General features: G+C 52.3%; 18 protein-coding genes, 1 tRNA gene and 3 rRNA genes. 8 read left to right on the top strand and 14 right to left on the bottom strand.

All coding sequences use genetic code 11. The annotated features are described in order from the left end of the window. Window positions 1-10: 10 nt before the first annotated feature. Together glnG and ACJ9Y9_RS23695 are read left to right on the top strand one after the other, a co-directional pair. Entirely contained in the window at window positions 11-1,423 is a 1,413-nt protein-coding gene (gene glnG, locus ACJ9Y9_RS23690) for a nitrogen regulation protein NR(I) (protein WP_020883985.1), read from the top strand. A gap of 109 nt (window positions 1,424-1,532) precedes the next feature. After that, the gene (locus ACJ9Y9_RS23695; protein ID WP_032666882.1) at window positions 1,533-1,643 is read left to right on the top strand and encodes a YshB family small membrane protein; all 111 of its coding nucleotides are present in this window, start codon (window positions 1,533-1,535) and stop codon (window positions 1,641-1,643) included. A gap of 73 nt (window positions 1,644-1,716) precedes the next feature. Here ACJ9Y9_RS23695 and hemN read toward each other — a convergent pair whose 3' ends face one another. Both hemN and yihI read right to left on the bottom strand, forming a co-directional pair. Further along, the gene (hemN, locus tag ACJ9Y9_RS23700) at window positions 1,717-3,090 is read right to left on the bottom strand and encodes an oxygen-independent coproporphyrinogen III oxidase (RefSeq protein ID WP_028018153.1); all 1,374 of its coding nucleotides are present in this window, start codon (window positions 3,088-3,090) and stop codon (window positions 1,717-1,719) included. A 188-nt stretch (window positions 3,091-3,278) separates the two neighbouring features. Continuing rightward, entirely contained in the window at window positions 3,279-3,791 is a 513-nt protein-coding gene (gene yihI, locus ACJ9Y9_RS23705; RefSeq protein WP_028018154.1) for a Der GTPase-activating protein YihI, read from the bottom strand. Between the two features lie 577 nt (window positions 3,792-4,368). On the opposite strand from yihI, the gene yihA reads away from it, so the two are divergent. After that, entirely contained in the window at window positions 4,369-4,998 is a 630-nt protein-coding gene (gene yihA / locus ACJ9Y9_RS23710; RefSeq protein ID WP_028018155.1) for a ribosome biogenesis GTP-binding protein YihA/YsxC, read from the top strand. Between the two features lie 309 nt (window positions 4,999-5,307). On the opposite strand, the gene polA is transcribed toward yihA, so the two are convergent. Then, window positions 5,308-8,100, bottom strand: a complete 2,793-nt coding sequence (gene polA, locus ACJ9Y9_RS23715) for a DNA polymerase I (RefSeq protein ID WP_028018156.1) — start codon at window positions 8,098-8,100, stop codon at window positions 5,308-5,310. Between the two features lie 440 nt (window positions 8,101-8,540). Between polA and ACJ9Y9_RS23720 the strand changes: the two genes are divergently transcribed. Then, window positions 8,541-9,449 (top strand): acyltransferase, encoded by a 909-nt coding sequence (locus tag ACJ9Y9_RS23720; protein ID WP_028018157.1) that lies wholly within the window; start codon window positions 8,541-8,543, stop codon window positions 9,447-9,449. A 23-nt stretch (window positions 9,450-9,472) separates the two neighbouring features. On the opposite strand, the gene dsbA is transcribed toward ACJ9Y9_RS23720, so the two are convergent. The 3 genes from dsbA to ACJ9Y9_RS23735 form a co-directional block, all read right to left on the bottom strand. Next, the gene (dsbA, locus tag ACJ9Y9_RS23725) at window positions 9,473-10,096 is read right to left on the bottom strand and encodes a thiol:disulfide interchange protein DsbA (protein WP_028018158.1); all 624 of its coding nucleotides are present in this window, start codon (window positions 10,094-10,096) and stop codon (window positions 9,473-9,475) included. A gap of 27 nt (window positions 10,097-10,123) precedes the next feature. After that, window positions 10,124-11,110 carry a serine/threonine protein kinase gene (locus ACJ9Y9_RS23730; protein ID WP_028018159.1) on the bottom strand — a complete coding sequence of 329 codons (987 nt, stop codon included), beginning with the start codon at window positions 11,108-11,110 and terminating at the stop codon, window positions 10,124-10,126. Window positions 11,111-11,185: 75 nt separating this feature from the next. Continuing rightward, on the bottom strand, window positions 11,186-11,455 hold the full coding sequence (locus ACJ9Y9_RS23735; RefSeq protein WP_003861904.1) for a YihD family protein: 270 nt from the start codon (window positions 11,453-11,455) through the stop codon (window positions 11,186-11,188). A gap of 68 nt (window positions 11,456-11,523) precedes the next feature. On the opposite strand from ACJ9Y9_RS23735, the gene mobA reads away from it, so the two are divergent. Both mobA and mobB read left to right on the top strand, forming a co-directional pair. Further along, the gene (gene mobA, locus ACJ9Y9_RS23740) at window positions 11,524-12,105 is read left to right on the top strand and encodes a molybdenum cofactor guanylyltransferase MobA (protein ID WP_028018160.1); all 582 of its coding nucleotides are present in this window, start codon (window positions 11,524-11,526) and stop codon (window positions 12,103-12,105) included. Further along, window positions 12,105-12,608: a molybdopterin-guanine dinucleotide biosynthesis protein MobB gene (mobB, locus tag ACJ9Y9_RS23745; protein WP_028018161.1), complete on the top strand. Its 504-nt coding sequence runs from the start codon at window positions 12,105-12,107 to the stop codon at window positions 12,606-12,608. The genes mobA and mobB overlap by 1 nt, the downstream gene beginning before the upstream one ends. 85 nt (window positions 12,609-12,693) lie before the next feature. On the opposite strand, the gene rrf is transcribed toward mobB, so the two are convergent. From rrf to ACJ9Y9_RS23765, 4 genes are all read right to left on the bottom strand, one after another. Further along, a 5S ribosomal RNA gene (gene rrf, locus ACJ9Y9_RS23750) occupies window positions 12,694-12,809 on the bottom strand. Window positions 12,810-12,882: 73 nt separating this feature from the next. Beyond that, window positions 12,883-15,782: ribosomal RNA gene (locus tag ACJ9Y9_RS23755) — 23S ribosomal RNA — on the bottom strand. A gap of 192 nt (window positions 15,783-15,974) precedes the next feature. After that, window positions 15,975-16,051: transfer RNA gene (locus tag ACJ9Y9_RS23760), tRNA-Glu, on the bottom strand. Between the two features lie 85 nt (window positions 16,052-16,136). Beyond that, window positions 16,137-17,673: ribosomal RNA gene (locus ACJ9Y9_RS23765) — 16S ribosomal RNA — on the bottom strand. The 16S, 23S and 5S rRNA genes sit together here with 1 tRNA gene alongside, the layout of an rRNA operon. Before the next feature lie 455 nt (window positions 17,674-18,128). Between ACJ9Y9_RS23765 and ACJ9Y9_RS23770 the strand changes: the two genes are divergently transcribed. Together ACJ9Y9_RS23770 and mdtD are read left to right on the top strand one after the other, a co-directional pair. Beyond that, entirely contained in the window at window positions 18,129-18,836 is a 708-nt protein-coding gene (locus ACJ9Y9_RS23770; RefSeq protein WP_028017749.1) for a FadR/GntR family transcriptional regulator, read from the top strand. Next, window positions 18,833-20,266, top strand: coding sequence for a multidrug transporter subunit MdtD (mdtD, locus tag ACJ9Y9_RS23775; RefSeq protein WP_028017750.1), 1,434 nt, complete (start codon window positions 18,833-18,835; stop codon window positions 20,264-20,266). The genes ACJ9Y9_RS23770 and mdtD overlap by 4 nt, the downstream gene beginning before the upstream one ends. Here the strand turns inward: mdtD and rbsR are convergent. The 4 genes from rbsR to rbsC all read right to left on the bottom strand — a co-directional run bounded on the left by rbsR (window position 20,232) and on the right by rbsC (window position 24,147). Then, window positions 20,232-21,224: a ribose operon transcriptional repressor RbsR gene (gene rbsR / locus ACJ9Y9_RS23780; protein ID WP_028017751.1), complete on the bottom strand. Its 993-nt coding sequence runs from the start codon at window positions 21,222-21,224 to the stop codon at window positions 20,232-20,234. The two genes, mdtD and rbsR, sit on opposite strands and share 35 nt — an antisense overlap. A 3-nt stretch (window positions 21,225-21,227) precedes the next feature. Beyond that, complete coding sequence (gene rbsK / locus ACJ9Y9_RS23785) at window positions 21,228-22,157, bottom strand: ribokinase (RefSeq protein WP_028017752.1); 930 nt, start codon at window positions 22,155-22,157, stop codon at window positions 21,228-21,230. 106 nt (window positions 22,158-22,263) lie between these two features. Further along, complete coding sequence (gene rbsB, locus ACJ9Y9_RS23790) at window positions 22,264-23,154, bottom strand: ribose ABC transporter substrate-binding protein RbsB (RefSeq protein WP_028017753.1); 891 nt, start codon at window positions 23,152-23,154, stop codon at window positions 22,264-22,266. Between the two features lie 27 nt (window positions 23,155-23,181). Beyond that, window positions 23,182-24,147: a ribose ABC transporter permease gene (gene rbsC, locus ACJ9Y9_RS23795; protein ID WP_028017754.1), complete on the bottom strand. Its 966-nt coding sequence runs from the start codon at window positions 24,145-24,147 to the stop codon at window positions 23,182-23,184. Window position 24,148: the final 1 nt, after the last annotated feature.

Raw genomic sequence — 24,148 nt, forward strand, 5'->3', positions numbered from 1 at the left:
GGTGACGTTTATGCAACGAGGGATAGTCTGGGTAGTCGATGACGATAGCTCCATCCGTTGGGTGCTTGAACGCGCGCTCACAGGGGCAGGATTAAGCTGCACGACGTTTGAGAGCGGCAGCGAAGTGCTCGACGCACTCACCACCAAAACGCCCGATGTTCTGCTCTCAGATATTCGCATGCCGGGAATGGACGGGCTGGCGCTTTTAAAACAGATCAAACAACGCCACCCTATGCTTCCGGTCATCATAATGACGGCGCACTCCGATCTTGATGCCGCAGTGAGCGCCTATCAGCAAGGGGCGTTCGATTACCTGCCAAAACCGTTTGATATCGACGAAGCGGTAGCGCTGGTTGAGCGTGCAATTAGCCACTATCAGGAACAGCAACAGCCTCGCCACACACCCGATTTTGGGCCAACAACTGACATTATCGGCGAAGCGCCGGCGATGCAGGATGTGTTTCGTATTATTGGCCGTTTGTCCCGCTCGTCCATCAGCGTATTAATTAACGGCGAATCGGGAACCGGTAAAGAGCTCGTGGCGCATGCATTACATCGCCACAGCCCGCGGGCAAAAGCCCCGTTTATCGCCCTGAATATGGCAGCAATCCCGAAGGATTTGATTGAATCCGAACTGTTCGGCCACGAAAAAGGGGCATTTACCGGTGCGAACACAATTCGTCAGGGGCGCTTTGAACAAGCTGACGGTGGAACACTGTTCCTGGATGAGATCGGCGATATGCCGCTGGATGTCCAGACCCGCCTGCTGCGCGTGCTGGCCGACGGGCAGTTTTATCGCGTGGGTGGCTATGCACCGGTGAAGGTGGACGTGCGCATTATTGCCGCGACTCACCAGAACCTGGAGCAACGCGTGCAGGAAGGAAAATTCCGTGAGGACTTATTCCATCGCCTGAACGTCATTCGCGTCCATTTGCCACCGCTGCGTGAACGCCGGGAAGATATTCCTCGCCTGGCACGTCACTTCCTGCAGGTTGCAGCTCGGGAACTGGGTGTGGAGGCGAAGCAGCTTCATCCAGAAACCGACGCAGCCCTCACGCGTCTCGCGTGGCCAGGTAACGTGCGCCAGCTGGAAAACACCTGCCGCTGGCTGACCGTGATGGCCGCCGGACAGGAAGTCCTGATTCAGGATTTACCGGCCGAGCTGTTTGAAGCAACCGCACCAGAGAGCAGTACCGGGCACGCGCTGCCGGACAGCTGGGCGACGCTGCTGGCGCAGTGGGCCGACCGCGCACTGCGTTCCGGTCATCAAAACTTACTCTCAGAGGCTCAACCAGAGATGGAACGTACGTTATTGACCACTGCGCTCCGCCATACACAAGGGCATAAGCAGGAAGCCGCTCGCCTGTTAGGATGGGGACGTAATACCCTGACGCGCAAGCTGAAAGAGCTGGGAATGGAGTAATATCCGCTCTTGTGTAAAGGTTATTAATTGAGCGCAAATTGCCGTTATTTTGCGCTTTACTGTTTCGATGAGTTTTGTATGATCGTGCCCGGAAATTGGGGGAACCATCATGCTGGAATCATTAGTGAATTTGCTCTCTAGCAGTGCAGCCGAAAGCCATACACCGCAAACAGCCGTTGCGGCTATGTTGTGTGCGGCGCTGGTTGGGCTGTTTAGCTAGCGGGATTGAACGTAAAAGCCGGGTGGCGGCTTCGCCTTACCCGGCATACGTTTCGTACTTTTGGCTATGCGCCTTAAATCACCCGCGAGAACTGCTGCATACGCGCTTTCTGACGCAGATACGCGTCAAAGCACATGCAAATATTACGGATCAACAGACGCCCTTTCGGCGTGACCTCAATCATACTCTCAGATACATCCACCAGCCCATCTTTCGCCAGCGGTGCAATCAGCTTCAGGTCTTCCGCAAAATAATCGCTGAAGTTCAGCTCCCACTGCGCTTCCACGTCGCTGAAATCGAGACGGAAGTTGCAGATAAGCGCCTTAATAACATCACGGCGAATACAGTCGTCGCGCGTTAACGCAATGCCACGCCACAGCGCGTTGCCGGTGTCATCAACCTGCTGGTAGTACGACTTCAGCTCTTTCTGGTTTTGTGCATAGCAGTCGCCAATCATGCTAATGGCAGAGACGCCCATCCCCAGCAAATCGGTATCGCCCTGGGTCGTGTAGCCCTGGAAATTGCGGTGCAGGACCCCTTCGCGCTGAGCAATCGCCAGTTCGTCATCCGGACGGGCAAAGTGATCCATGCCAATGAACTGATAACCGGTTTCGGTCAGCGAAGTAATAGTTTCCTGTAAAATATCCAGCTTCTGTTGGGCAGAAGGGAGATCGGCATCTTTAATTTTGCGCTGGGCAGCAAACAGCGTCGGCAGATGCGCATAGTTAAAGACGCTCAAACGGTCCGGGCTGAGTTCGGCCACACGTTTCAGCGTGAAGGCAAAACTTTCCGGCGTCTGCTTTGGCAGGCCGTAAATCAGATCAATGTTGGTCGAGGTGAAACCAATCTCACGCGCGTGATTGAGCAAGGCGAAGATAAACTCTTCGTCCTGCTCACGGTTCACCAGACGCTGTACTTCTTTATTGAAATCTTGCACGCCCATACTCAGGCGGTTAAAACCTTCAGCGCGTAAGTGATCCAGTACATCCAGCTCAATTTCACGCGGATCGACTTCGATCGAGATTTCAGCGTCGGCGTTAAAACTGAAATTGCCGCGCAGCAGGTTCATCAGGCGGCTAATTTGCGCTTTATTCAAATAAGTTGGCGTACCGCCGCCCCAGTGAAGCTGGCTGACGTGACGGTCTTTAAACAGCGGCGCGCGATGCACAATTTCTTGTTCGAGCGCGTCAAGATACTGATCAGCTTTATGCTGCTGGCGGGTCACAATTTTATTGCAGCCGCAGAAGTAACAAAGCTTGTGGCAGAACGGAATATGGACGTAGAGCGACAGCGGACGCTCAGGATAGCGCGCGACAGCCTGCTGGAAATCACGCTCTCCGAAGGCATCGGAGAACTCCAGCGCGGTGGGGTATGACGTATAACGCGGCCCGGAATAGTTATATTTCTGGATTAGGGCCAAATCCCAGTCGATAGTTGGTGCTGACATGCTCACTCCTTCCGTTGGTGTCGCGTTCGTATACGGCGGCCCGTTCTGGCCCCATTGCGGGCCATCACTCGGGTGCGCAACCACTTCTGTCGCCGCGACAACCGCCGTAGTTTAACGAATAACCACACCAGATAACATATAACCGGAAGGGTTATAAGCAGGACTATCGTGCCTGCCGGGTGCAAATGTTAGTTTCCACCCTTCAGAAGACGCATCATATCTTCCTGCTTCTCGTCTTCTTCATCTTCGTCATCGTCGTATGACAGGCCCAGCTTCTGCATCAGTTCATCAATGCGATCCAGTTTGGCATCCACCCATGACTGCTCTTCAGCAGTCAGGGTTTCACCCTCTTCAAGACGTTCCAGCAGCGCGTCCAGGCGCTCATCGTTCTCCAGCATATCCAGCTCAGCCTGCGGTGAAAGCATAGGTTTCTCGCTCTTTGGTTTGTGCTGCTTAGTGACCGGGGTGTCTGTCACGCCCAGTGGAATGGGAGTTTTACTGCCGATACGAGGATCTTTCTGCTGCTTACCTTTTGCAGAAGCGCCCGCAGTACCACCACCGTTTGCACGGCTACCCGCAGCATGACCGCGATGCTTTTTGTCGCGTTTACGGTCGCGCGCTTCCTGGTTCAGTTCTTCGCGCGTTTTGCGGCGTGCTTTTGCAGGGCGTTTAGCACCCGCAGCGGAGGTTGGTTTTTTCATGATGTTTTATCTTTAAGTCGTTTTCTTCAGTATAGAATTGCGGCGAAATCTAGCAGAAAGCAAGCAAAGAAAAAAGGCGACAGAGCAATCTGTCGCCTTTTTTCCTGACTCACAACCCTTAGCGGGTCAGACATTCCATGTTTGCCAACAACAAACCCTGTTTATCCCTTGGCTTATACCGTCCGTGATACGGTTCCATTTCCTGTTAAAACGCCTCCAGGCGCTGGTCATCCTGACAATCCTGCGTCTTCGCCTCCTGGCGCTCCTGACCCTAATCCTTAAGTCGATATCCTGTTGGCTTCCTCGCCCTGACGCACACTTTACCTTGTTCCGTTAAACTAACAAGCAACGAAACGGTACAAAAAGGGATTTTCAGATAATTACCTGGAAATAAGCTAATGATTTAAAACAGTTTGGCTTTTTTGACGCCTGCGATTTCTCTGAAATATCCCAAAGCATGATTAGCCGATCTCTCACAACGGCCGGGGCTTTCACCTACAGACCTATGCAATCAGAAAAGCCTTTTGCCTGCATTCGGGTATAATCCCCTTCAGATTACGATTTTGGAGACGACCACGTGACTACCTGGAACTACCAACAGACGCATTTTGTCACCAGTGCGCCCGATATTCGCCACCTTCCTTCTGATACCGGTATTGAAGTGGCATTTGCTGGCCGCTCCAATGCGGGGAAATCCAGCGCCCTGAACACGCTGACAAATCAGAAAAGCCTGGCGCGTACCTCAAAAACACCTGGCCGTACCCAGTTGATTAACCTGTTTGAAGTCGCAGAGGGCAAACGCCTGGTCGACTTACCGGGCTACGGTTACGCTCAGGTCCCCGAAGAGATGAAAATCAAGTGGCAGCGTGCGCTGGGTGAATACCTGGAAAAACGCATGTGCCTGAAAGGCCTGGTGGTGCTGATGGATATCCGTCACCCCCTGAAAGATCTGGATCAGCAGATGATCGACTGGGCTGTAGCAAGCGATATTGCCGTACTGGTACTGCTGACGAAAGCCGATAAGCTGGCAAGCGGTGCGCGTAAAGCGCAGGTGAATATGGTTCGCGAAGCGGTGCTGGCTTTCAACGGCGATGTGCAGGTTGAGCCGTTCTCCTCGCTGAAAAAGCAGGGCGTGGACAAACTGCGTCAGAAGCTCGACACCTGGTTTAGCGAGCTGGAACCCGCGACGGAAGCGGAAGAAGAGTAATACCGAGCGCGGCGATGTCCGCGTTTTTTTGCCTGATTTTTCTTTGCCGCAATAAAAAACGCCCCAGTCATTACTGACTGGGGCGGCTAAAATATTCAGCCAAATCCGATTACGTGAAGTAAAAGGTCTGAAAGATAGAACATCTTACCTCTGTACCCTACGCCGATAACTCTACCCCTTTTTGTGCTGCAGAAAAAGCACTTTTTGTAGTTTTTTTTCATTATTTACATAGGGAATTCTAATGATCGTCACAAAACGCACTTTGTTATGTTGCTAACTTACATAAAAAGCGCGTTATTCGCAGAGCCTTTAGTGAGCCTGATCCCAGTTTTCACCACTTCCGACTTCCACCAGCAACGGCACGTCAAGTGTCATGCTGCTTTCCATCAGTTCGTGGATCCTCTTCGATACGGCGTCGAGGTCGTCTTTGTGCACTTCGAATACCAGTTCATCGTGAACCTGCATGATCATTTTCACGCGGGGCTTCTCTTTTTCCAGCCAGTCATCAACGGCAATCATCGCACGCTTAATGATGTCCGCCGCGGTACCTTGCATAGGGGCATTGATCGCCGCACGTTCAGCACCCGCGCGGCGCGCGGCATTGCTGGATTTGATGTCCGGTAAGTAGAGACGGCGGCCATCCAGTGTTTCGACGTAACCTTTCTCTTTCGCCTGTGCGCGGGTACGCTCCATATATTCCAGCACGCCCGGATAACGCTCGAAGTAGAGATCCATATACTTCTGCGACTCTTTGCGTGGAATGTTGAGCTGGCGCGACAGACCAAATGCGCTCATACCGTAGATCAAACCAAAGTTGATCGCTTTGGCGCTGCGGCGCTGTTCGTTGGTTACGCTATCCAGCGGCAAACCGAAGACTTCCGCCGCGGTTGCACGGTGGATATCCTTCCCTTCGGCAAACGCGGTCAACAAACCTTTGTCGCGGGACAGATGCGCCATAATGCGCAGCTCAATTTGCGAGTAGTCTGCAGAGACGATCAGGTAGTCATCTGGAGCAATAAAAGCCTGACGGATTCGGCGGCCTTCTTCATTACGTACCGGAATGTTCTGCAGGTTTGGATCGGTTGAAGAGAGTCGACCCGTCGCCGCCACAGCCTGATGATACGACGTATGCACACGGCTCGTTTTCGGGTTGATCATCAGCGGGAGCTTATCAGTGTAAGTGGACTTCAGCTTCGCGAGACCCCGATACTCCAGAATCACTTTTGGCAGGGGGTAATCCAGTGCCAGCTCTTCAAGCACCTCTTCAGACGTCGACGGTGCACCACCAGGCGTTTTCTTCAGCGGCTTGATGCCCTGCTTTTCAAACAGGATGGTTTGTAGCTGTTTCGGCGACGAGAGGTTAAACGGTTCTCCAGCAAGCTCATGCGCTTTTTGCTCAAGCTCGGTCAGACGCTGCGCGAGCTCCCCGGAGTGGTTATGCAATACGGTTGGATCGATTTTAACGCCATTGCGCTCAATACGTGAAAGCACAGGCACCAATGGCATCTCAATATGCTGGAATACGTTCAGCGGCCCTGCTTCTTTCTGAAGTTTTGGCCACATCTTCAGGTGCAGCTGCAGAGTGACATCCGCATCTTCCGCCGCATAGCGACCCGCCTCTTCGAGTGCAATCTGGTTGAAGGTAAGTTGATTTTTCCCTTTACCGGCAATCTCTTCGAAAGTGATGGTTTTATGTTTCAGCCAACGGTCTGATAAGGAATCCATATCATGGCGACCTGCAACACTGTCCAGAATGTAGGATTCCAGCATGGTGTCGAATGCAATACCGCGCAGCTCAATATCGTAGTTTTGCAGAATACCGCGATCGTACTTCAGGTTTTGCCCGACTTTGAGCGTCTTGTCGTCTTCCAGAATCGGCTTCAGCAGCTCAAGCACGCGTTCACGGGAGATCTGCGCCGGCGCATCCAGGTAATCGTGTGCAACAGGGACATAAGCCGCCATCCCCGGTTCAGTGGCAAATGACAGGCCCACCATATTGGCAGAGATGTTGTCGAGGCTGTCGGTTTCCGTGTCAAAGGCAAAGACCGGCGCTTTTTTCAGTTTCTCAATCCAGGCGATCAGCTGCGACTCTTCAAGAATCGTTTCGTAGTTTTCGAAGGACAAGGTCACGGCTTCTTCTTCGGCTTGTTCTTCAGCATCAACCACTATCGTCTCTTTCGGTTTTGCTGCTGGCTTAGCCCCTTTTGCCTGTAACCACTTGCCGCTTTCGACGTCGGTGATCCAGCGCTTGAATTCGTATTGCTTAAACAAGTTCAGCAGATCGTCAGCAGAAGGCTGCTGCACTTCCAGTTGCTCACAACCCAGTTCCAGTTCGACATCGGTTTTAATCGTTGCCAGCTTATAAGAGAGGTAAGCCACCTCTTTGTTATCTTGAAGTTTTCCGGCCATGGTTTTTGCACCACGGAAGGAGAGCCCGGCGATTTTATCCGATTCCGCGTACAGCGTATCCAGCCCGCCCAGCCCCTGAAGCAGCGCCTGTGCCGTTTTTTCACCGACACCAGGGACTCCTGGGATGTTATCCGACGAGTCGCCCATCAACGCGAGGAAGTCGATAATCAGCTCAGGCGGTACGCCATATTTTGTGACAACCTCTTCAGGCCCCAGAATGGTGTTGGTCATGGTGTTAATCAGGGTGATACCTGGCGTTACCAGCTGCGCCATATCTTTATCTCCAGTGCTGATCAGCACCGGACGGCCCATTTTTTCAGCTTCACGCGCCAGCGTGCCGATGACGTCATCGGCTTCAACACCAGAGACCGCCAGCAGCGGCAGGCCCATCGCTTTCACCATGGCGTGCAGCGGCTCAATCTGCGCACGCAGATCGTCAGGCATTGGCGGACGGTGAGATTTGTAATGCTCAAACAACTCGTCGCGGAAGGTTTTGCCTTTGGCATCAAAGACCACCGCCGCATGGGTTGGCTGATACTGGAGTATCAGGCTGCGCAGCATGTTAAGCACGCCATACATCGCGCCGGTAGGTTCCCCTGCGCTATTGGTCAGAGGAGGAAACGCATGATACGCCCGATACAGGTAAGAAGAGCCGTCGACGAGAATAAGAGGGTTTTCTGGGATCTGAACCATAATGTCCGTGCCTTTAATCAATTTATGGCTAAAGGATGCCACAGAAGGATGAAAACATCAGTTATTAGCGCCAGATACAGGAAAAGATTTTACGATCGTGAAGATCTCTCGCAAAAAACAAACTGTGGATAAGTTTGTGTATATTTTCACTTCATATGAATAACAGACGCAAAAAATACATACGAGATATAATTTAGATCTTAATTATCATAATGTTACTTTGTTAGATCTCATCTGTATTACCCACTGATGACAATTTAGTCTATGTGGATATAAGCCCTGATTCGTGCAGAATCGTAGCGAAATCTTCTGCAGTAGGGAAAAAGCCACCAACTCTCCGTGTGAAAGCGCCATTACTTCGTCTGTTTTCTGGTAAAATCAGCGCCCAGCGCCGAATAGCCGGTCGCTCAATTACAGCTAACTATTTGAAAAAGCTAACCATGTCGAGATTGCTCGCTGCAATAACATTACTGTTAAGCATCATTTTAACGATTCTGGTGACTATCGCCTGTTCTGTGCCAATCATTGTCGCAGGAATGATTAAACTGTTGCTGCCTGTGCCTGTGGTGTGGCGAGCCGTGTCCACATTTTGTAATTTCATGATGTATTGCTGGTGTGAAGGGCTGGCGATCCTGTTGTACCTGAACCCGCAACTGAAGTGGGATGTTGAAGGGCTGGAGAGCCTCAACAAAAAGAACTGGTACCTGCTAATTTGCAATCACCACAGTTGGGCTGACATCGTGGTGTTATGTGTGCTTTTCCGTAAGCACATCCCGATGAACAAATACTTCCTGAAACAGCAGCTCGCCTGGGTTCCTTTCATCGGTCTGGCCTGCTGGGCGCTTGATATGCCGTTTATGAAACGCTACTCGCGCAGCTATTTGATCCGTCATCCGGAGCATCGCGGTAAGGACGTGGAGACCACGCGCCGTTCCTGTGAAAAGTTTCGCGCGCACCCAACAACCATCGTGAACTTTGTTGAAGGCTCCAGGTTTACTGAAGAGAAGCGTCAACAAACACGTTCTCCTTTTCAGAACCTGCTGCCGCCAAAAGCCGCAGGTATTGCGATGGCGCTTAACGTGCTGGGTGCTCAGTTCGATAAATTACTTAACGTCACCCTCTGCTACCCGGAAAACGATAAAACGCCGTTCTTCGATATGCTCAGCGGCAAGCTGACGCGCATTGTTGTGCGTGTTGATCTGGTACCGATCGAGGCCGAATTACACGGTGACTACGTTAACGATAAGAATTTTAAACGTCGTTTCCAGTTATGGCTTAATACTCTCTGGAAAGAGAAAGACGAACAGATAGACAACATTAAATCTTCATACAAAAACGCCGGTCAGTGACCGGCGTTTTTACATCAACAATCTTACTTCTTCTCAACCAGGTATTTCACAGTATCTGCGTACTGCTGTACGAAGATATCCATGCTGCTGGTGTCCATGCCCTGCATGTTCAGCTGATACTTGCCATTAACAAACATCGCCGGAACACCCTGAAGCTGCAGGTCGGCAGCAGCTTTTTCCTGCTGGGCCACCAGAGATTTCACGACAAAGCTGTTCCATGCCGCGTCATAGTCTTCACCTTTCACACCCGCATCAACGAATACTTTACGGATATCCGCAGTGGTCTGGACGGTCTGGGTTTTCTGTACGCCTTCAAACATTGGGGAAGTGATCTTATCTTCCACGCCCAGCGCGATAGCAACTGCCCACGCCTGAGTCAGGTCTTTACCCAATGGACCCAGGAACTCAACGTGGTACTTAGTCATTTTGGTGCCTTCTGGCAGCTTTTTCTTCACGTTATCGGAAACATGCAAGACCTGCTCGAACTGATAGCAGTGTGGGCAATAGAACGAGAAGAACTCCAGAACCTGTGGCTCGCCAGCAACAGGCTTGTCCAGCGTGATGTACTGTTTTCCGTCGGTAAACTGCGCAGCAGAAGCGCTAAATGCCAGAATCATACCTGCCAGCGCCAGCCAAATTTTTTTCATGATTAACTCTCTCCTGGGTGTGTCCAATTAATACATCGGCGTTAATTGCAGAGGGGGCTCCTGAAGAACCTTAACCTGCTCAGTAAATGTAGATATCTGGCTGCGCCAGTAATCCTCTCCGGTAAGCCACGGGAAATTTCTAGGAAACGCGGGATCATCCCAACGCCTGATTAACCATGCGAGATAATAAACAAAACGCATCGCGCGTAAAGGTTCAATCAAGACAATTTCATCTGAATTAAACGGGCTAAATTCTTCATAAGCTTCAATAATGGTTTCAAGCTGCATGCGTTGCTCGGCTTTGTCGCCATTGAGCAGCATCCACAGGTCCTGAACCGCAGGCCCCATACGCGCATCATCGAGATCGACAAACAGCGGGCCATCACGCCAGAGAATATTTCCTGCGTGACAATCACCATGCAAACGCAGGACGGAAATATCATCGCGCCAGCTGGCTTTAACTGCCCCAATAAGTTTATCGGTGGCGCTGAGGAAACTATCCTTTAACGCTGTGGGGATCAGCGCAGAGGTTTCGAATACTTCGCGAGGTTCAAGAAGGTATTCCTGAATGCCGATAATCGGACGAGCAATAAAAGATTTTTTACGTCCCGTCTGATGTATACGTCCCAGATAGCGGGCCACCCACTCCATTTGATCAATATTATCCGCTTCAAACTGGCGACCCCCCAGGCTTGGGAAGACAGCGTAGTAGAACCCTTCGTGCATAAGAAGCGTTTGGTTATTGAATTTTAGCGGGGCGGCAACAGGTACATCGTCATCCAGCAGATCATGAGCAAATTGATGCTCTTCCTGAATTTGTTCTGCTGACCAACGTTTAGGGCGATAGAACTTCACGACGAAGCGCTGACGCTCCTCATCCTGAAATTGATAAACGCGGTTTTCGTAGCTATTTAACGGCGTTAGCCCGGAATCCACCCGGATACCCTGTTCAAACAGGGCATCCATAATGGTATCCGGGTGTAATGTCTGGAAAGTAAAAGCCTGGTCGTTCATCCGATCATCCGGAAATTATACGAATGATTCAGGATATCATTTTGTGGCGATTTCGGTGCCGCCGCTTACAAGCTTTTACTCTTTAATTACGCCTCTGGCGCGCAGTAATGCGGTTTTAAAATCTTCCTCATAATCTTTCTGAATACCAGGAATAACAGCATCTTTAGCTGAGTCACGCATTTTAAGATGGTAGATCAGGATATCATCAGAAAGGTCTGCCAGTTCGCCGTCAAAACCTGACTCTTTCGCCAGTTTCTGTAAAAATTGCATCAGATTCAGCTCTGGCTCTTTTTGCCAGGCTGGCTGGAGGAGTTCAATGACTTCATTAAGACGTTTACATTTCATGGTGGTGCTCCTTTCATTTAGAGTGACACGTTAGCAGGGTCAATCCCACAATAAAAGAGGCGATATTCGTGAATCTTAACCAGGAAATCACTGGGGTCGTTCTGGCGGGTGGCAGAGCGACGCGAATGGGGGGAAAAGATAAGGGGCTTCAGCTTTTGAACGGTAAACCCTTGTGGCAATGTGTCGCTGATGCGCTTAAAGGCCAGGTGACGACAATGGTCATCAGTGCTAACAGGCATATTGAGACATACCAGCGCAGCGGCTACGCCGTTTATCAGGATAACCAGGCAAATTACCCAGGACCGCTGGCTGGTATGCTTTCGGTTATGCAGCAGTCGCCCGGAGAGTGGTTTATTTTCTGTCCTTGCGATACCCCGTTGATTCCGTCCTGTCTTGTCGAGCGTCTGGTGCGACTTCGTGGTGCAGCCCCCGTGGTCTGGGTACATAACGGTGAGCGTGATCATCCTGCTATCGCGTTGATGCACAGATCATTAGTACCTGCTCTTCAGGAGTACCTGATGGCGGGAGAGCGTAGGGTGATGGTCTTTATGCGTCAGTCTGGCGGCCATTCCATTGATTTCAGTGATATGAAGTCTGCGTTTGTGAACGTGAATACAACTGAAGATTTGCAGATGATGCAGGAGAAATGATGATACCTGTTCTGGCCATTTCCGCCTGGAGTGGGACCGGGAAAACCACGCTGTTGAAAAAACTCATACCTGCCCTTTGTGTCAGAGGTATACGCCCAGGATTGATCAAGCATACCCACCATAATGCGGATGTCGATAAACCAGGCAAAGACAGCTATGAGTTGCGTAAAGCGGGTGCAGCGCAAACGATGGTAGCAAGTAGTCAGCGCTGGGCGCTGATGACAGAAACACCAGATGAGGCACCGCTGGATCTCGCTTACCTCGTCAGTCGAATGGATCATTCCACGCTGGATCTGGTGCTGGTTGAGGGTTTTAAGCATGAGGCCGTGCCTAAGATCCTGCTGTTCCGAAGCGATGCCGGGCATGATGTCAGCGAGTTAACGCTTGATGAGCATGTGATTGCCGTAGCCAGTGATATTGTGTTGCCGCTTGAGGTTCCGGTGCTCGATTTAAATGACGTGGATGGGATTGCGGAGTTTATTGTGGAGTGGAGTGCGATCTGACGACTTGCCGGGCGGTACTTCGCCTGTTTTTTTGCATATAAACGCAAAAAGGCCATCCTTCCGGATGGCCTCTTCACTTAATTGATGCCGGCAGTTCCCTACTCTCACATGGGGAGACCCCACACTACCATCGGCGCTACGGCGTTTCACTTCTGAGTTCGGCATGGGGTCAGGTGGGACCACCGCGCTAAAGCCGCCAGGGCAAATTCTGTTAAATCTGTATCAGGCTGAAATTTGATTGTCTGTCTCTTCGCCGAAACAGCTTCGGCGTTGTAAGGTTAAGCCTCACGGTTCATTAGTATCGGTTAGCTCAACGCATCGCTGCGCTTACACACCCGACCTATCAACGTCGTAGTCTTCAACGTTCCTTCAGGACTCTCAAGGAGTCAGGAGAACTCATCTCGGGGCAAGTTTCGTGCTTAGATGCTTTCAGCACTTATCTCTTCCGCATTTAGCTACCGGGCAATGCCATTGGCATGACAACCCGAACACCAGTGATGCGTCCACTCCGGTCCTCTCGTACTAGGAGCAGCCCCCTCAATTCTCCAGCGCCCACGGCAGATAGGGGGACCGAACTGTCTCACGACGTTCTAAACCCAGCTCGCGTACCACTTTAAATGGCGAACAGCCATACCCTTGGGACCTACTTCAGCCCCGGATGTGATGAGCCGACATCGAGGTGCCAAACACCGCCGTCGATATGAACTCTTGGGCGGTATCAGCCTGTTATCCCCGGAGTACCTTTTATCCGTTGAGCGATGGCCCTTCCATTCAGAACCACCGGATCACTATGACCTGCTTTCGCACCTGCTCGAGCCGTCACTCTCGCAGTCAAGCTAGCTTATGCCATTGCACTAACCTCCTGATGTCCGACCGGATTAGCTAACCTTCGTGCTCCTCCGTTACTCTTTGGGAGGAGACCGCCCCAGTCAAACTACCCACCAGACACTGTCCGCAACCCGGATTACGGGTCTACGTTAGAACACCAGCCATTAAAGGGTGGTATTTCAAGGGCGGCTCCACGCAGACTGGCGTCCACGCTTCAAAGCCTCCCACCTATCCTACACATCAAGGACCAGTGTTCAGTGTCAAGCTATAGTAAAGGTTCACGGGGTCTTTCCGTCTTGCCGCGGGTACACTGCATCTTCACAGCGAGTTCAATTTCACTGAGTCTCGGGTGGAGACAGCCCGCCATCATTACGCCATTCGTGCAGGTCGGAACTTACCCGACAAGGAATTTCGCTACCTTAGGACCGTTATAGTTACGGCCGCCGTTTACCGGGGCTTCGATCAAGAGCTTCGCGTTGCCGCTAACCCCATCAATTAACCTTCCGGCACCGGGCAGGCGTCACACCGTATACGTCCACTTTCGTGTTTGCACAGTGCTGTGTTTTTTAATAAACAGTTGCAGCCAGCTGGTATCTTCGACTGATTTCAGCTCCACCCGCAGGGGCTTCACCTACATATCAGCGTGCCTTCTCCCGAAGTTACGGCACCATTTTGCCTAGTTCCTTCACCCGAGTTCTCTCAAGCGCCTTGGTATTCTCTACCTGACCACCTGTGTCGGTTTGGGGTACGATTTGATGTTACCTGATGCTTAGAGGCTTTCCCGAAGCAGGGCATTTGTTACTTCAGCACCGTAGTGCCTCGTCATCACACCTCAGCGTTAATAAGGTACCGGATTTACCTGGAACCTCCGCCTACATGCTTAAACCGGGACAACCGTCGCCCGGCTAACATAGCCTTCTCCGTCCCCCCTTCGCAGTAACACCAAGTACAGGAATATTAACCTGTTTCCCATCGACTACGCCTTTCGGCCTCGCCTTAGGGGTCGACTCACCCTGCCCCGATTAACGTTGGACAGGAACCCTTGGTCTTCCGGCGTGCGGGCTTTTCACCCGCATTATCGTTACTTATGTCAGCATTCGCACTTCTGATACCTCCAGCACCCCTCACAGGACACCTTCAACGGCTTACAGAACGCTCCCCTACCCAACAACACATAGTGTCGCTGCCGCAGCTTCGGTGCATGGTTTAGCCCCGTTACATCTTCCGCGCAGGCCGACTCGACCAGTGAGCTATTACGCTTTCTTTAAATGATGGCTGCTTCTAAGCCAACATCCTCGGCTGTCTGTGCCTTCCCACATCGTTTCCCACTTAACCATGACTTTGGGACCTTAGCTGGCGGTCTGGGTTGTTTCCCTCTTCACGACGGACGTTAGCACCCGCCGTGTGTCTCCCGTGATAACATTCTTCGGTATTCGTAGTTTGCATCGGGTTGGTAAGCCGGGATGGCCCCTAGCCGAAACAGTGCTCTACCCCCGAAGATGAGTTCACGAGGCGCTACCTAAATAGCTTTCGGGAGAACCAGCTATCTCCCGGTTTGATTGGCCTTTCACCCCCAGCCACAAGTCATCCGCTAATTTTTCAACATTAGTCGGTTCGGTCCTCCAGTTAGTGTTACCCAACCTTCAACCTGCCCATGGCTAGATCACCGGGTTTCGGGTCTATACCCTGCAACTTAACGCCCAGTTAAGACTCGGTTTCCCTTCGGCTCCCCTATACGGTTAACCTTGCTACAGAATATAAGTCGCTGACCCATTATACAAAAGGTACGCAGTCACACCACGAAGGTGCTCCCACTGCTTGTACGTACACGGTTTCAGGTTCTTTTTCACTCCCCTCGCCGGGGTTCTTTTCGCCTTTCCCTCACGGTACTGGTTCACTATCGGTCAGTCAGGAGTATTTAGCCTTGGAGGATGGTCCCCCATATTCAGACAGGATACCACGTGTCCCGCCCTACTCTTCGAGTTCACAGCCTGTGCATTTTCGTGTACGGGACTATCACCCTGTACCGTCGGACTTTCCAGACCGTTCCACTAACACACAAGCTGATTCAGACTCTGGGCTGCTCCCCGTTCGCTCGCCGCTACTGGGGGGAATCTCGGTTGATTTCTTTTCCTCGGGGTACTTAGATGTTTCAGTTCCCCCGGTTCGCCTCGTTAACCTATGTATTCAGTTAACGATAGTGCAACGAATTGCACTGGGTTTCCCCATTCGGACATCGCCGGGTCAAAGGTTCATATCACCTCGCCGGCGCTTTTCGCAGATTAGCACGTCCTTCATCGCCTCTGACTGCCAGGGCATCCACCGTGTACGCTTAGTCGCTTAACCTCACAACCCGAAGATGTTTCTTTCGATTCATCATCGACTTGCGAAAATTTGAGAGACTCGAACACACATAACATGTGTGTCGTTTCAATTTTCAGCTTGATCCAGATTTTTAAAGAGCAAATATCTCAAACATGACTCGCAAGTCAGTTTTGAGATATGACGGCAGGTGACTTTCACTCACGAACCAGCAAGTGGCGTCCCCTAGGGGGATTCGAACCCCTGTTACCGCCGTGAAAGGGCGGTGTCCTGGGCCTCTAGACGAAGGGGACGTATAAGTCTCAATCGCAAGACGCCTTGCTATTTACTTTTCATCAGACAATCTGTGTGAGCACTACAAAGGCAGGTTCTTTAAGGTAAGGAGGTGATCCAACCGCAGGTTCCCCTACGGTTACCTTGTTACGACTTCACCCCAGTCATGAATCACAAAGTGGTAAGCGCCCTCCCGAAGGTTAAGCTACCTACTTCTTTTGCAACCCACTCCCATGGTGTGACGGGCGGTGTGTACAAGGCCCGGGAACGTATTCACCGTAGCATTCTGATCTACGATTACTAGCGATTCCGACTTCATGGAGTCGAGTTGCAGACTCCAATCCGGACTACGACGCACTTTATGAGGTCCGCTTGCTCTCGCGAGGTCGCTTCTCTTTGTATGCGCCATTGTAGCACGTGTGTAGCCCTACTCGTAAGGGCCATGATGACTTGACGTCATCCCCACCTTCCTCCAGTTTATCACTGGCAGTCTCCTTTGAGTTCCCGGCCGGACCGCTGGCAACAAAGGATAAGGGTTGCGCTCGTTGCGGGACTTAACCCAACATTTCACAACACGAGCTGACGACAGCCATGCAGCACCTGTCTCAGAGTTCCCGAAGGCACCAATCCATCTCTGGAAAGTTCTCTGGATGTCAAGAGTAGGTAAGGTTCTTCGCGTTGCATCGAATTAAACCACATGCTCCACCGCTTGTGCGGGCCCCCGTCAATTCATTTGAGTTTTAACCTTGCGGCCGTACTCCCCAGGCGGTCGACTTAACGCGTTAGCTCCGGAAGCCACGCCTCAAGGGCACAACCTCCAAGTCGACATCGTTTACGGCGTGGACTACCAGGGTATCTAATCCTGTTTGCTCCCCACGCTTTCGCACCTGAGCGTCAGTCTTTGTCCAGGGGGCCGCCTTCGCCACCGGTATTCCTCCAGATCTCTACGCATTTCACCGCTACACTGAATTCTACCCCCTCTACAAGACTCTAGCCTGCCAGTTTCGAATGCAGTTCCGGGTTGAGCCCGGGGATTTCACATCCGACTTGACAGACCGCCTGCGTGCGCTTTACGCCCAGTAATTCCGATTAACGCTTGCACCCTCCGTATTACCGCGGCTGCTGGCACGGAGTTAGCCGGTGCTTCTTCTGCGGGTAACGTCAATTGCTGAGGTTATTAACCTCAGCACCTTCCTCCCCGCTGAAAGTACTTTACAACCCGAAGGCCTTCTTCATACACGCGGCATGGCTGCATCAGGCTTGCGCCCATTGTGCAATATTCCCCACTGCTGCCTCCCGTAGGAGTCTGGACCGTGTCTCAGTTCCAGTGTGGCTGGTCATCCTCTCAGACCAGCTAGGGATCGTCGCCTAGGTGAGCCGTTACCCCACCTACTAGCTAATCCCATCTGGGCACATCTGATGGCAAGAGGCCCGAAGGTCCCCCTCTTTTGGTCTTGCGACGTTATGCGGTATTAGCTACCGTTTCCAGTAGTTATCCCCCTCCATCAGGCAGTTTCCCAGACATTACTCACCCGTCCGCCGCTCGTCACCCGAGAGCAAGCTCTCTGTGCTACCGCTCGACTTGCATGTGTTAGGCCTGCCGCCAGCGTTCAATCTGAGCCATGATCAAACTCTTCAATTTAAAAGTTTGATGCTCAATGAATTAAACTTCGTAATGAATTACGTGTTCACTCGTTGAGACTTGGTATTCATTTTTCGTCCGAGGACGTTAAGAATCCATGTCACTTTGAGTGCCCACACAGATTGTCTGATAAATTGTTAAAGAGCAGTGCCGCTTCGTTTTCGCTGCGGCGCGGGGTGTGCATATTACGCTTTCCCGCTACAGAGTCAAGCGTTTATTTTGCTTTTCTCTGCTGACCCGGCGGCGTGTGTGCCGTTGTTCCGTGTCAGTGGAGGCGCATTATAGGGAGTTATTCCGACGTGACAAGAGGAAATTTAAAAAAAGTTTTCATCCGTGTCTTTTTTCACCAACAGCGATGAAATCAAGCTACAAATTGTTCTATTTGATGTATCTGCAACCACAATCACACTCGAGGTGGCATAATTATCAGCATGAATCTTTAAGGAATAAAAGCGATGCCATTAAGCGCACAACAGCTGGCCGCCCAAAAAAACCTGTCGTATGTGCTGGCAGAGAAGCTGGCTCAGCGGATTTTAGCGGGTAAATATGCCCCAGGCAGCATCCTGCCGGGTGAAATGGAGCTGGGTGAGCAGTTTGGAGTGAGTCGTACAGCAGTTCGTGAAGCGGTGAAAACCCTAACGGCAAAAGGTATGGTGCTTCCACGTCCCCGCATCGGCACACGTGTCATGCCACAGAGTAACTGGAATTTTCTCGATCAGGAGCTGCTCTCCTGGTGGATGACGGAAGATAACTTTCATCAGGTTGTCGATCACTTTCTGGTGATGCGCAGCAGTCTTGAACCACAGGCGTGCCTGCTTGCCGCAACGCTTGGAACAGCAGAACAGAAAGCACAGCTCAACGCGTTAATGGAAGAGATGGTGTTCCTGAAAAAGCACTTCAACCGGGAACGCTGGGTTGAGGTCGATATGGCCTGGCATGAACATATCTATATGATGAGTGCCAATCCGTTCCTCACCTCTTTTGCTTCTTTATTTCATTCGGTGTACCACACTTACTTTACCTCTATTACACAAGACGAAGTGGTTAAACTGGATTTGCATCAGGCGATAGTGGATGCCATTCAGGAAAGCGACGGGCAGCGAGCCCTGAGTGCGTGCCAGGCATTGCTGGCCGCGCCAACCCACCAGCAGGTAAATAAATGACAAAGAAAAAAGCGCGCAGCATGGCCGGATTGCCGTGGATTGCAGCCATGGCGTTTTTTATGCAGGCACTGGATGCCACCATCCTCAACACAGCGCTTCCCGCTATTGCGCAAAGCCTTAACCGCTCCCCGCTGGCGATGCAGTCCGCCATCATCAGCTACACCCTGACGGTCGCGATGTTAATTCCGGTCAGCGGCTGGCTGGCCGACCGCTTCGGCACCCGCAGAGTTTTCATGTTGGCCGTAACGCTCTTTACGCTCGGCTCGCTGGCTTGTGCGCTCTCCTCATCCTTAACGGAGCTGGTTATCTTCCGCGTATTACAAGGTATTGGCGGAGCGATGATGATGCCCGTGGCACGCCTTGCCTTGCTGCGAGCCTATCCTCGAAGCGAACTGCTTCCCGTGCTCAACTTCGTCACCATGCCAGGCCTGGTTGGCCCGATACTTGGCCCGGTACTTGGTGGTGTGTTTGTCACCTGGGCAAGCTGGCACTGGATCTTCCTGATTAATATTCCTATTGGCGTTGCCGGGCTGCTGTATGCGAGCAAATATATGCCGAACTTCACCACGCCAAGACGCAGCTTCGACATGGGAGGCTTTTTCCTGTTTGGACTGAGCCTGGTGCTCTTCTCAAGCGGGATGGAACTGTTTGGTGAGAAGATTGTAGCAACATGGATTGCGCTCTCCGTCATCCTCAGCGGTATTCTGCTGTTCCTTCTTTATATACGTCACGCGCGCCGTCACCCGACACCGTTAATCTCACTCGGGCTCTTTAACACCCGAACGTTTTCCGTAGGGATTGCAGGCAACATTGCGTCACGTCTGGGGACGGGTTGCGTACCGTTTCTGATGCCATTGATGCTGCAGGTCGGTTTCGGCTACCCGGCACTGATTGCTGGCTGCATGATGGCGCCCACGGCAATGGGCTCGATTCTGGCAAAATCAACGGTTACACAGGTGCTGCGCTGGTTTGGCTATCGTAAGACGCTGGTTGGCGTAACGGTCTTTATCGGTCTGATGATTGCGCAGTTCTCTTTGCAATCCGCCGCCCTTCCCGTATGGATGTTGATCCTGCCGTTATTTGTGCTGGGCATGGCGATGTCAACGCAGTTTACGTCGATGAATACCATCACGCTGGCAGATCTGACGGACGAGAACGCCAGCAGCGGCAACAGCGTGCTGGCGGTGACGCAACAGCTGTCGATCAGTCTTGGGGTGGCCGTGAGTGCGGCGGTACTGCGGTTTTATGAAGGTTTTGACAGCGCGAATACCGTTGAGCAGTTCCACTATACCTTTATCACCATGGGTGCGCTCACCGTGGTTTCGGCGCTGGTCTTTATGCTGTTAAAACCGAAAGATGGACGCAACCTGATCAAAGAACGCCATAAAGCAAAGTCTAAACCGAACCGCGTTCCATCAGAACAGGAGTAAGCTGCAGGCGTTGCTGTTGCAGCGTGGGCTGCGCCATACGGTGGATCAACACATCGATGGCCAGCTCGCCCAGTTCATCCTTCGGCTGATGAATCGTGGTCAGCGGTGGGGTCATGTAGCTAGCCAGTTCGATATCATCGTAACCAATTACCGCCATATCATCCGGAACGCGCAAGCCTGCCTGATATAACGCCTGATAGGCGCCAAATGCCATGGCATCGTTGCCGATAAAGACGGCCTGCGGACGCTGCGGCTGCGCCAGCAAGGTCTGCATCGCTTCAAAGCCACCGTGAAACTCAAAATCACCGGTAATACGGTAGCCTTCTGGCACAGAAAGCCCCGCCCGGGCCATAGCAGAGAGATACCCTTCCAGACGCAAACGCGCCGGGGTTTTATCCAGCGGACCGGTAATACAGGCAATGCGGGTGTAACCTTTATCGATCAGATACTGGGTGGCCATGTCGCCTCCCAGCAGGGAGTTATCCTGAATCAGATCGCTGGTACCGTCGAATGGTGCCCAGTCCATCATCACCGTGGGAATAGAGGGATAACGCTGGATAATCTCTTTCGAGGGCTGGTGTGTTTCGGTACAGAGCAGCAGTAGCCCGTCGACGCGTTTTTGCATCAGCGTCTCCAGGTTGCGGTTCATTCTCTGCTCGTCACCTTCGGTATTGCACAGCACCAGGCTGTAGCCACGCTCGAAGCAACTACGCTCTACACCTCGCACAAGCTCAGAATAGAAAGGGTTGGTACTGGCCGTAATCAGCATACCAATAGTGCGCGTCTGGTTGAGCTTAAGACTACGCGCCAGCGCAGATGGCGCATAGTTGAGTTCTTTTACCGCAGCTTCGACTTTCTCCCGAATCGCCTCGCTGACGAAGCGATCGTTGTTTATAACGTGAGAGACCGTCGAGGTAGAAACACCCGCCATACGGGCGACATCTTTCATTGTTGCCAAGCGTTACCCCTGCTGACTTAAGAATTCATCGATCTCTTTACGCCACGGAACGGAAGGCTGAGCCCCTTTGCGCGTCACGGCAATCGCGGCAGCAGCATGTGCAAAACGGATCGCATCATCCATTCGCTTGCCTTCCAGTAGCGCGGTCACCAGCGCACCATTGAAGGTGTCTCCCGCAGCGATGGTGTCAATCGCTTTCACCTTAAAGCCCGGAACTCGACGGCCTTCGCCATTGACGCTTGCCCACACCCCACGGCTACCAAGGGTGATAATCACGGTACCGATGCCTTTATCATGCAATGCACGCGCAGCTCGCGCGGCATCGTCATCATTTTCGACACGAATGCCCGTCAGCTTTTCCGCTTCGGTTTCGTTTGGCGTAATGATGTCCACCAGCGCCAGCAGCTCGTCTGATAATACACGGGCAGGAGCGGGATTAAGTACGACAGTGGTATGATTTTCATGCGCAATTTTGGCGGCGGCCAGCACGCTTTCAACCGGTGACTCCAGTTGCATCAGCAACGCTTCGGCATTCGCAATGATCTCACGTTGCGCTTCTACGCGCTCCGTTGTCAGAGCAGCGTTGGCACCAGCATGAATACCGATGACATTCTCACCTTCTGCGTTGACGAAAATCAGCGCCACGCCGGTAGATTCCCCTGCAACCACGCTGACCGGTGCGATATCGATATTATCGCTCGCCAGCTGTTTGCGTACGCGCTCACCGGTATCGTCATCACCCGTGCAGGCGATAAACGCAATATTCGCCCCACTGCGACCGGCGGCGACGGCCTGGTTTGCACCTTTACCGCCAAATGCCACCTGATACTGGTTACCCGTGACCGTTTCGCCCGGTGTAGGGAATGATTCAAGGTTAAGAATGTGATCGGCATTGATACTGCCAAGGACGACGAGGTTGCCTGCGGTTTTCATGGTTGGGTTGTCCATCTGAGAGCGCCACCGGTGTTACCCGGTGGCGTATGCCACACTTTTCTTTATTGGTGTCCCTCAGGCAGCCGCTGGCTGCCTGATTCGCCTTTTACTGCTTGATGACCAGTTTCAGGTCAACAGGGTATTTGGCCTGAACTTTTTCGCCCTTCAGCACTTTGTCGGCAGTTTCAACGCCAGTCGCGCCAATCTGCTCCGGCAACTGAGCGATGGTCGCAGCCAGTTTGCCATCGTTTACTGCTTTTTCACCATCCGGCGTACCGTCAAATCCGACAACCATCACATCAGATTTACCTGCAGTCTGCAGGGCACGCAGCGCACCCAGTGCCATTTCGTCGTTCTGCGCGAATACTGCCTGCACGTCAGGATGTGCGGTCAGCAGGTTCTGCATCACGTTCAGACCTTTAGTACGGTCGAAATCGGCAGGCTGGCTGGCCAGGACGTTAAATTTGTGTGCAGCAACGGCCTGCTGGAAGCCTTCGCCACGTTCACGGGCAGCAGAGGTACCCGCGATACCCTGTAATTCGATAACTTTCGCGCCTTCACCGGCTTTCTTCGCGATGTAATCACCCGCGATTTTACCGCCCAGCACGTTATCAGACGCAATGTGGCTGACCACGTCACCTTTAGAGGCCTGACGGTCCAGGGTGATCACCGGGATCTTCGCCTGGTTTGCCATTTTAACGGCATTACCTACGGCATCAGAATCAGTTGGGTTGATCAGCAGAATTTTGGTACCACGAACGGTTAAGTCCTGAACGTTAGCCAGCTCTTTCGCCGGGTTGTTCTGGGAATCCAGCACCACCAGGTTGTAGCCCAGTTTGTCCGCTTCTTTCTGCGCGCCATCCTTCAGAGAGACGAAGAACGGGTTGTTCAGCGTGGAGATAACCAGCGCGATGGTGTCTTTCGCCATGGCGTTTGCACTTACGGTTGCGCTCAGCGCGACAGCAGAAACCAGGGTAGCCAGTTTTTTCATGTTCATATCTAAGATGTCCTGTAGTGTCGTCAGTTACTGTTTTTTGTTGTCTACCAGTACCGCCAGCAAAATCACCACTGCCTTAACGATCATCTGGTAATAGGAGGAAACACCTAACAAATTCAAACCATTATTCAGGAAACCGAGAATCAGTGCGCCGATCAATGTCCCAACAATGCGACCTTTACCACCCGCAAGACTCGTACCGCCCAGAACCACTGCCGCAATGGCATCCAGCTCATAACCCGTGCCCGCCGTTGGCTGCGCGGAGGAGAGGCGCGCCACTTCGATGATGCCTGCCAGAGAAGCCAGCAAGCCGCACAGGGAATAAACGATAATTTTAACTTTATTGACGCTAATCCCGGACAAACGCGTTGCCGCTTCGTTACCGCCCAGCGCATAGATATAACGACCCAGACGGGTGTGATGCAGCATGTACCACGCCGCCAGGAAGACGATAGCCATGATCCAGACCGGGGTCGGAATACCCAGCGGGCGGCCGATACCGAACCAGCCAAACAGATCGGCGTTATCGGTAAAGCCGGTGTTCACCGGGCTGCCGTTGGTGTAAACCATGGTCACACCGCGCAGCAACAGCATCATCACCAGCGTCGCGATGAACGCCTGAACACGCCCTTTCGCCACAATCACGCCGGTCACGGCACCGATTGCCGCCCCAGCAGCCAGCGCTGCAGCCACGGCCACCAGCGCGTTAACCTCAACACCGACAAGAGAAGCGGCGATCGCACCGGTGAGCGCCAGCAGGGAACCAACGGACAGATCGATCCCTGAGGTCAAAATCACCAGCGTCATCCCGACCGCCATAATGGCGTTTACAGAAGTCTGCTGAAGGATATTGAACAGGTTATTAACGGTGAAAAAGTTCGGACTCATGGTCGACACAATCGCGATCAGCACCAGCAGGGCAATCAGCGATTTTTGTTCCATCAGCCATGCCTTTGTGAAATAACGGCGACCAGAAACAGCCTGGGTAGTCATC

The organism is Enterobacter sp. CPE_E1241 (genome assembly GCF_045618265.1).
Taxonomy (GTDB): domain Bacteria; phylum Pseudomonadota; class Gammaproteobacteria; order Enterobacterales; family Enterobacteriaceae; genus Enterobacter; species Enterobacter adelaidei.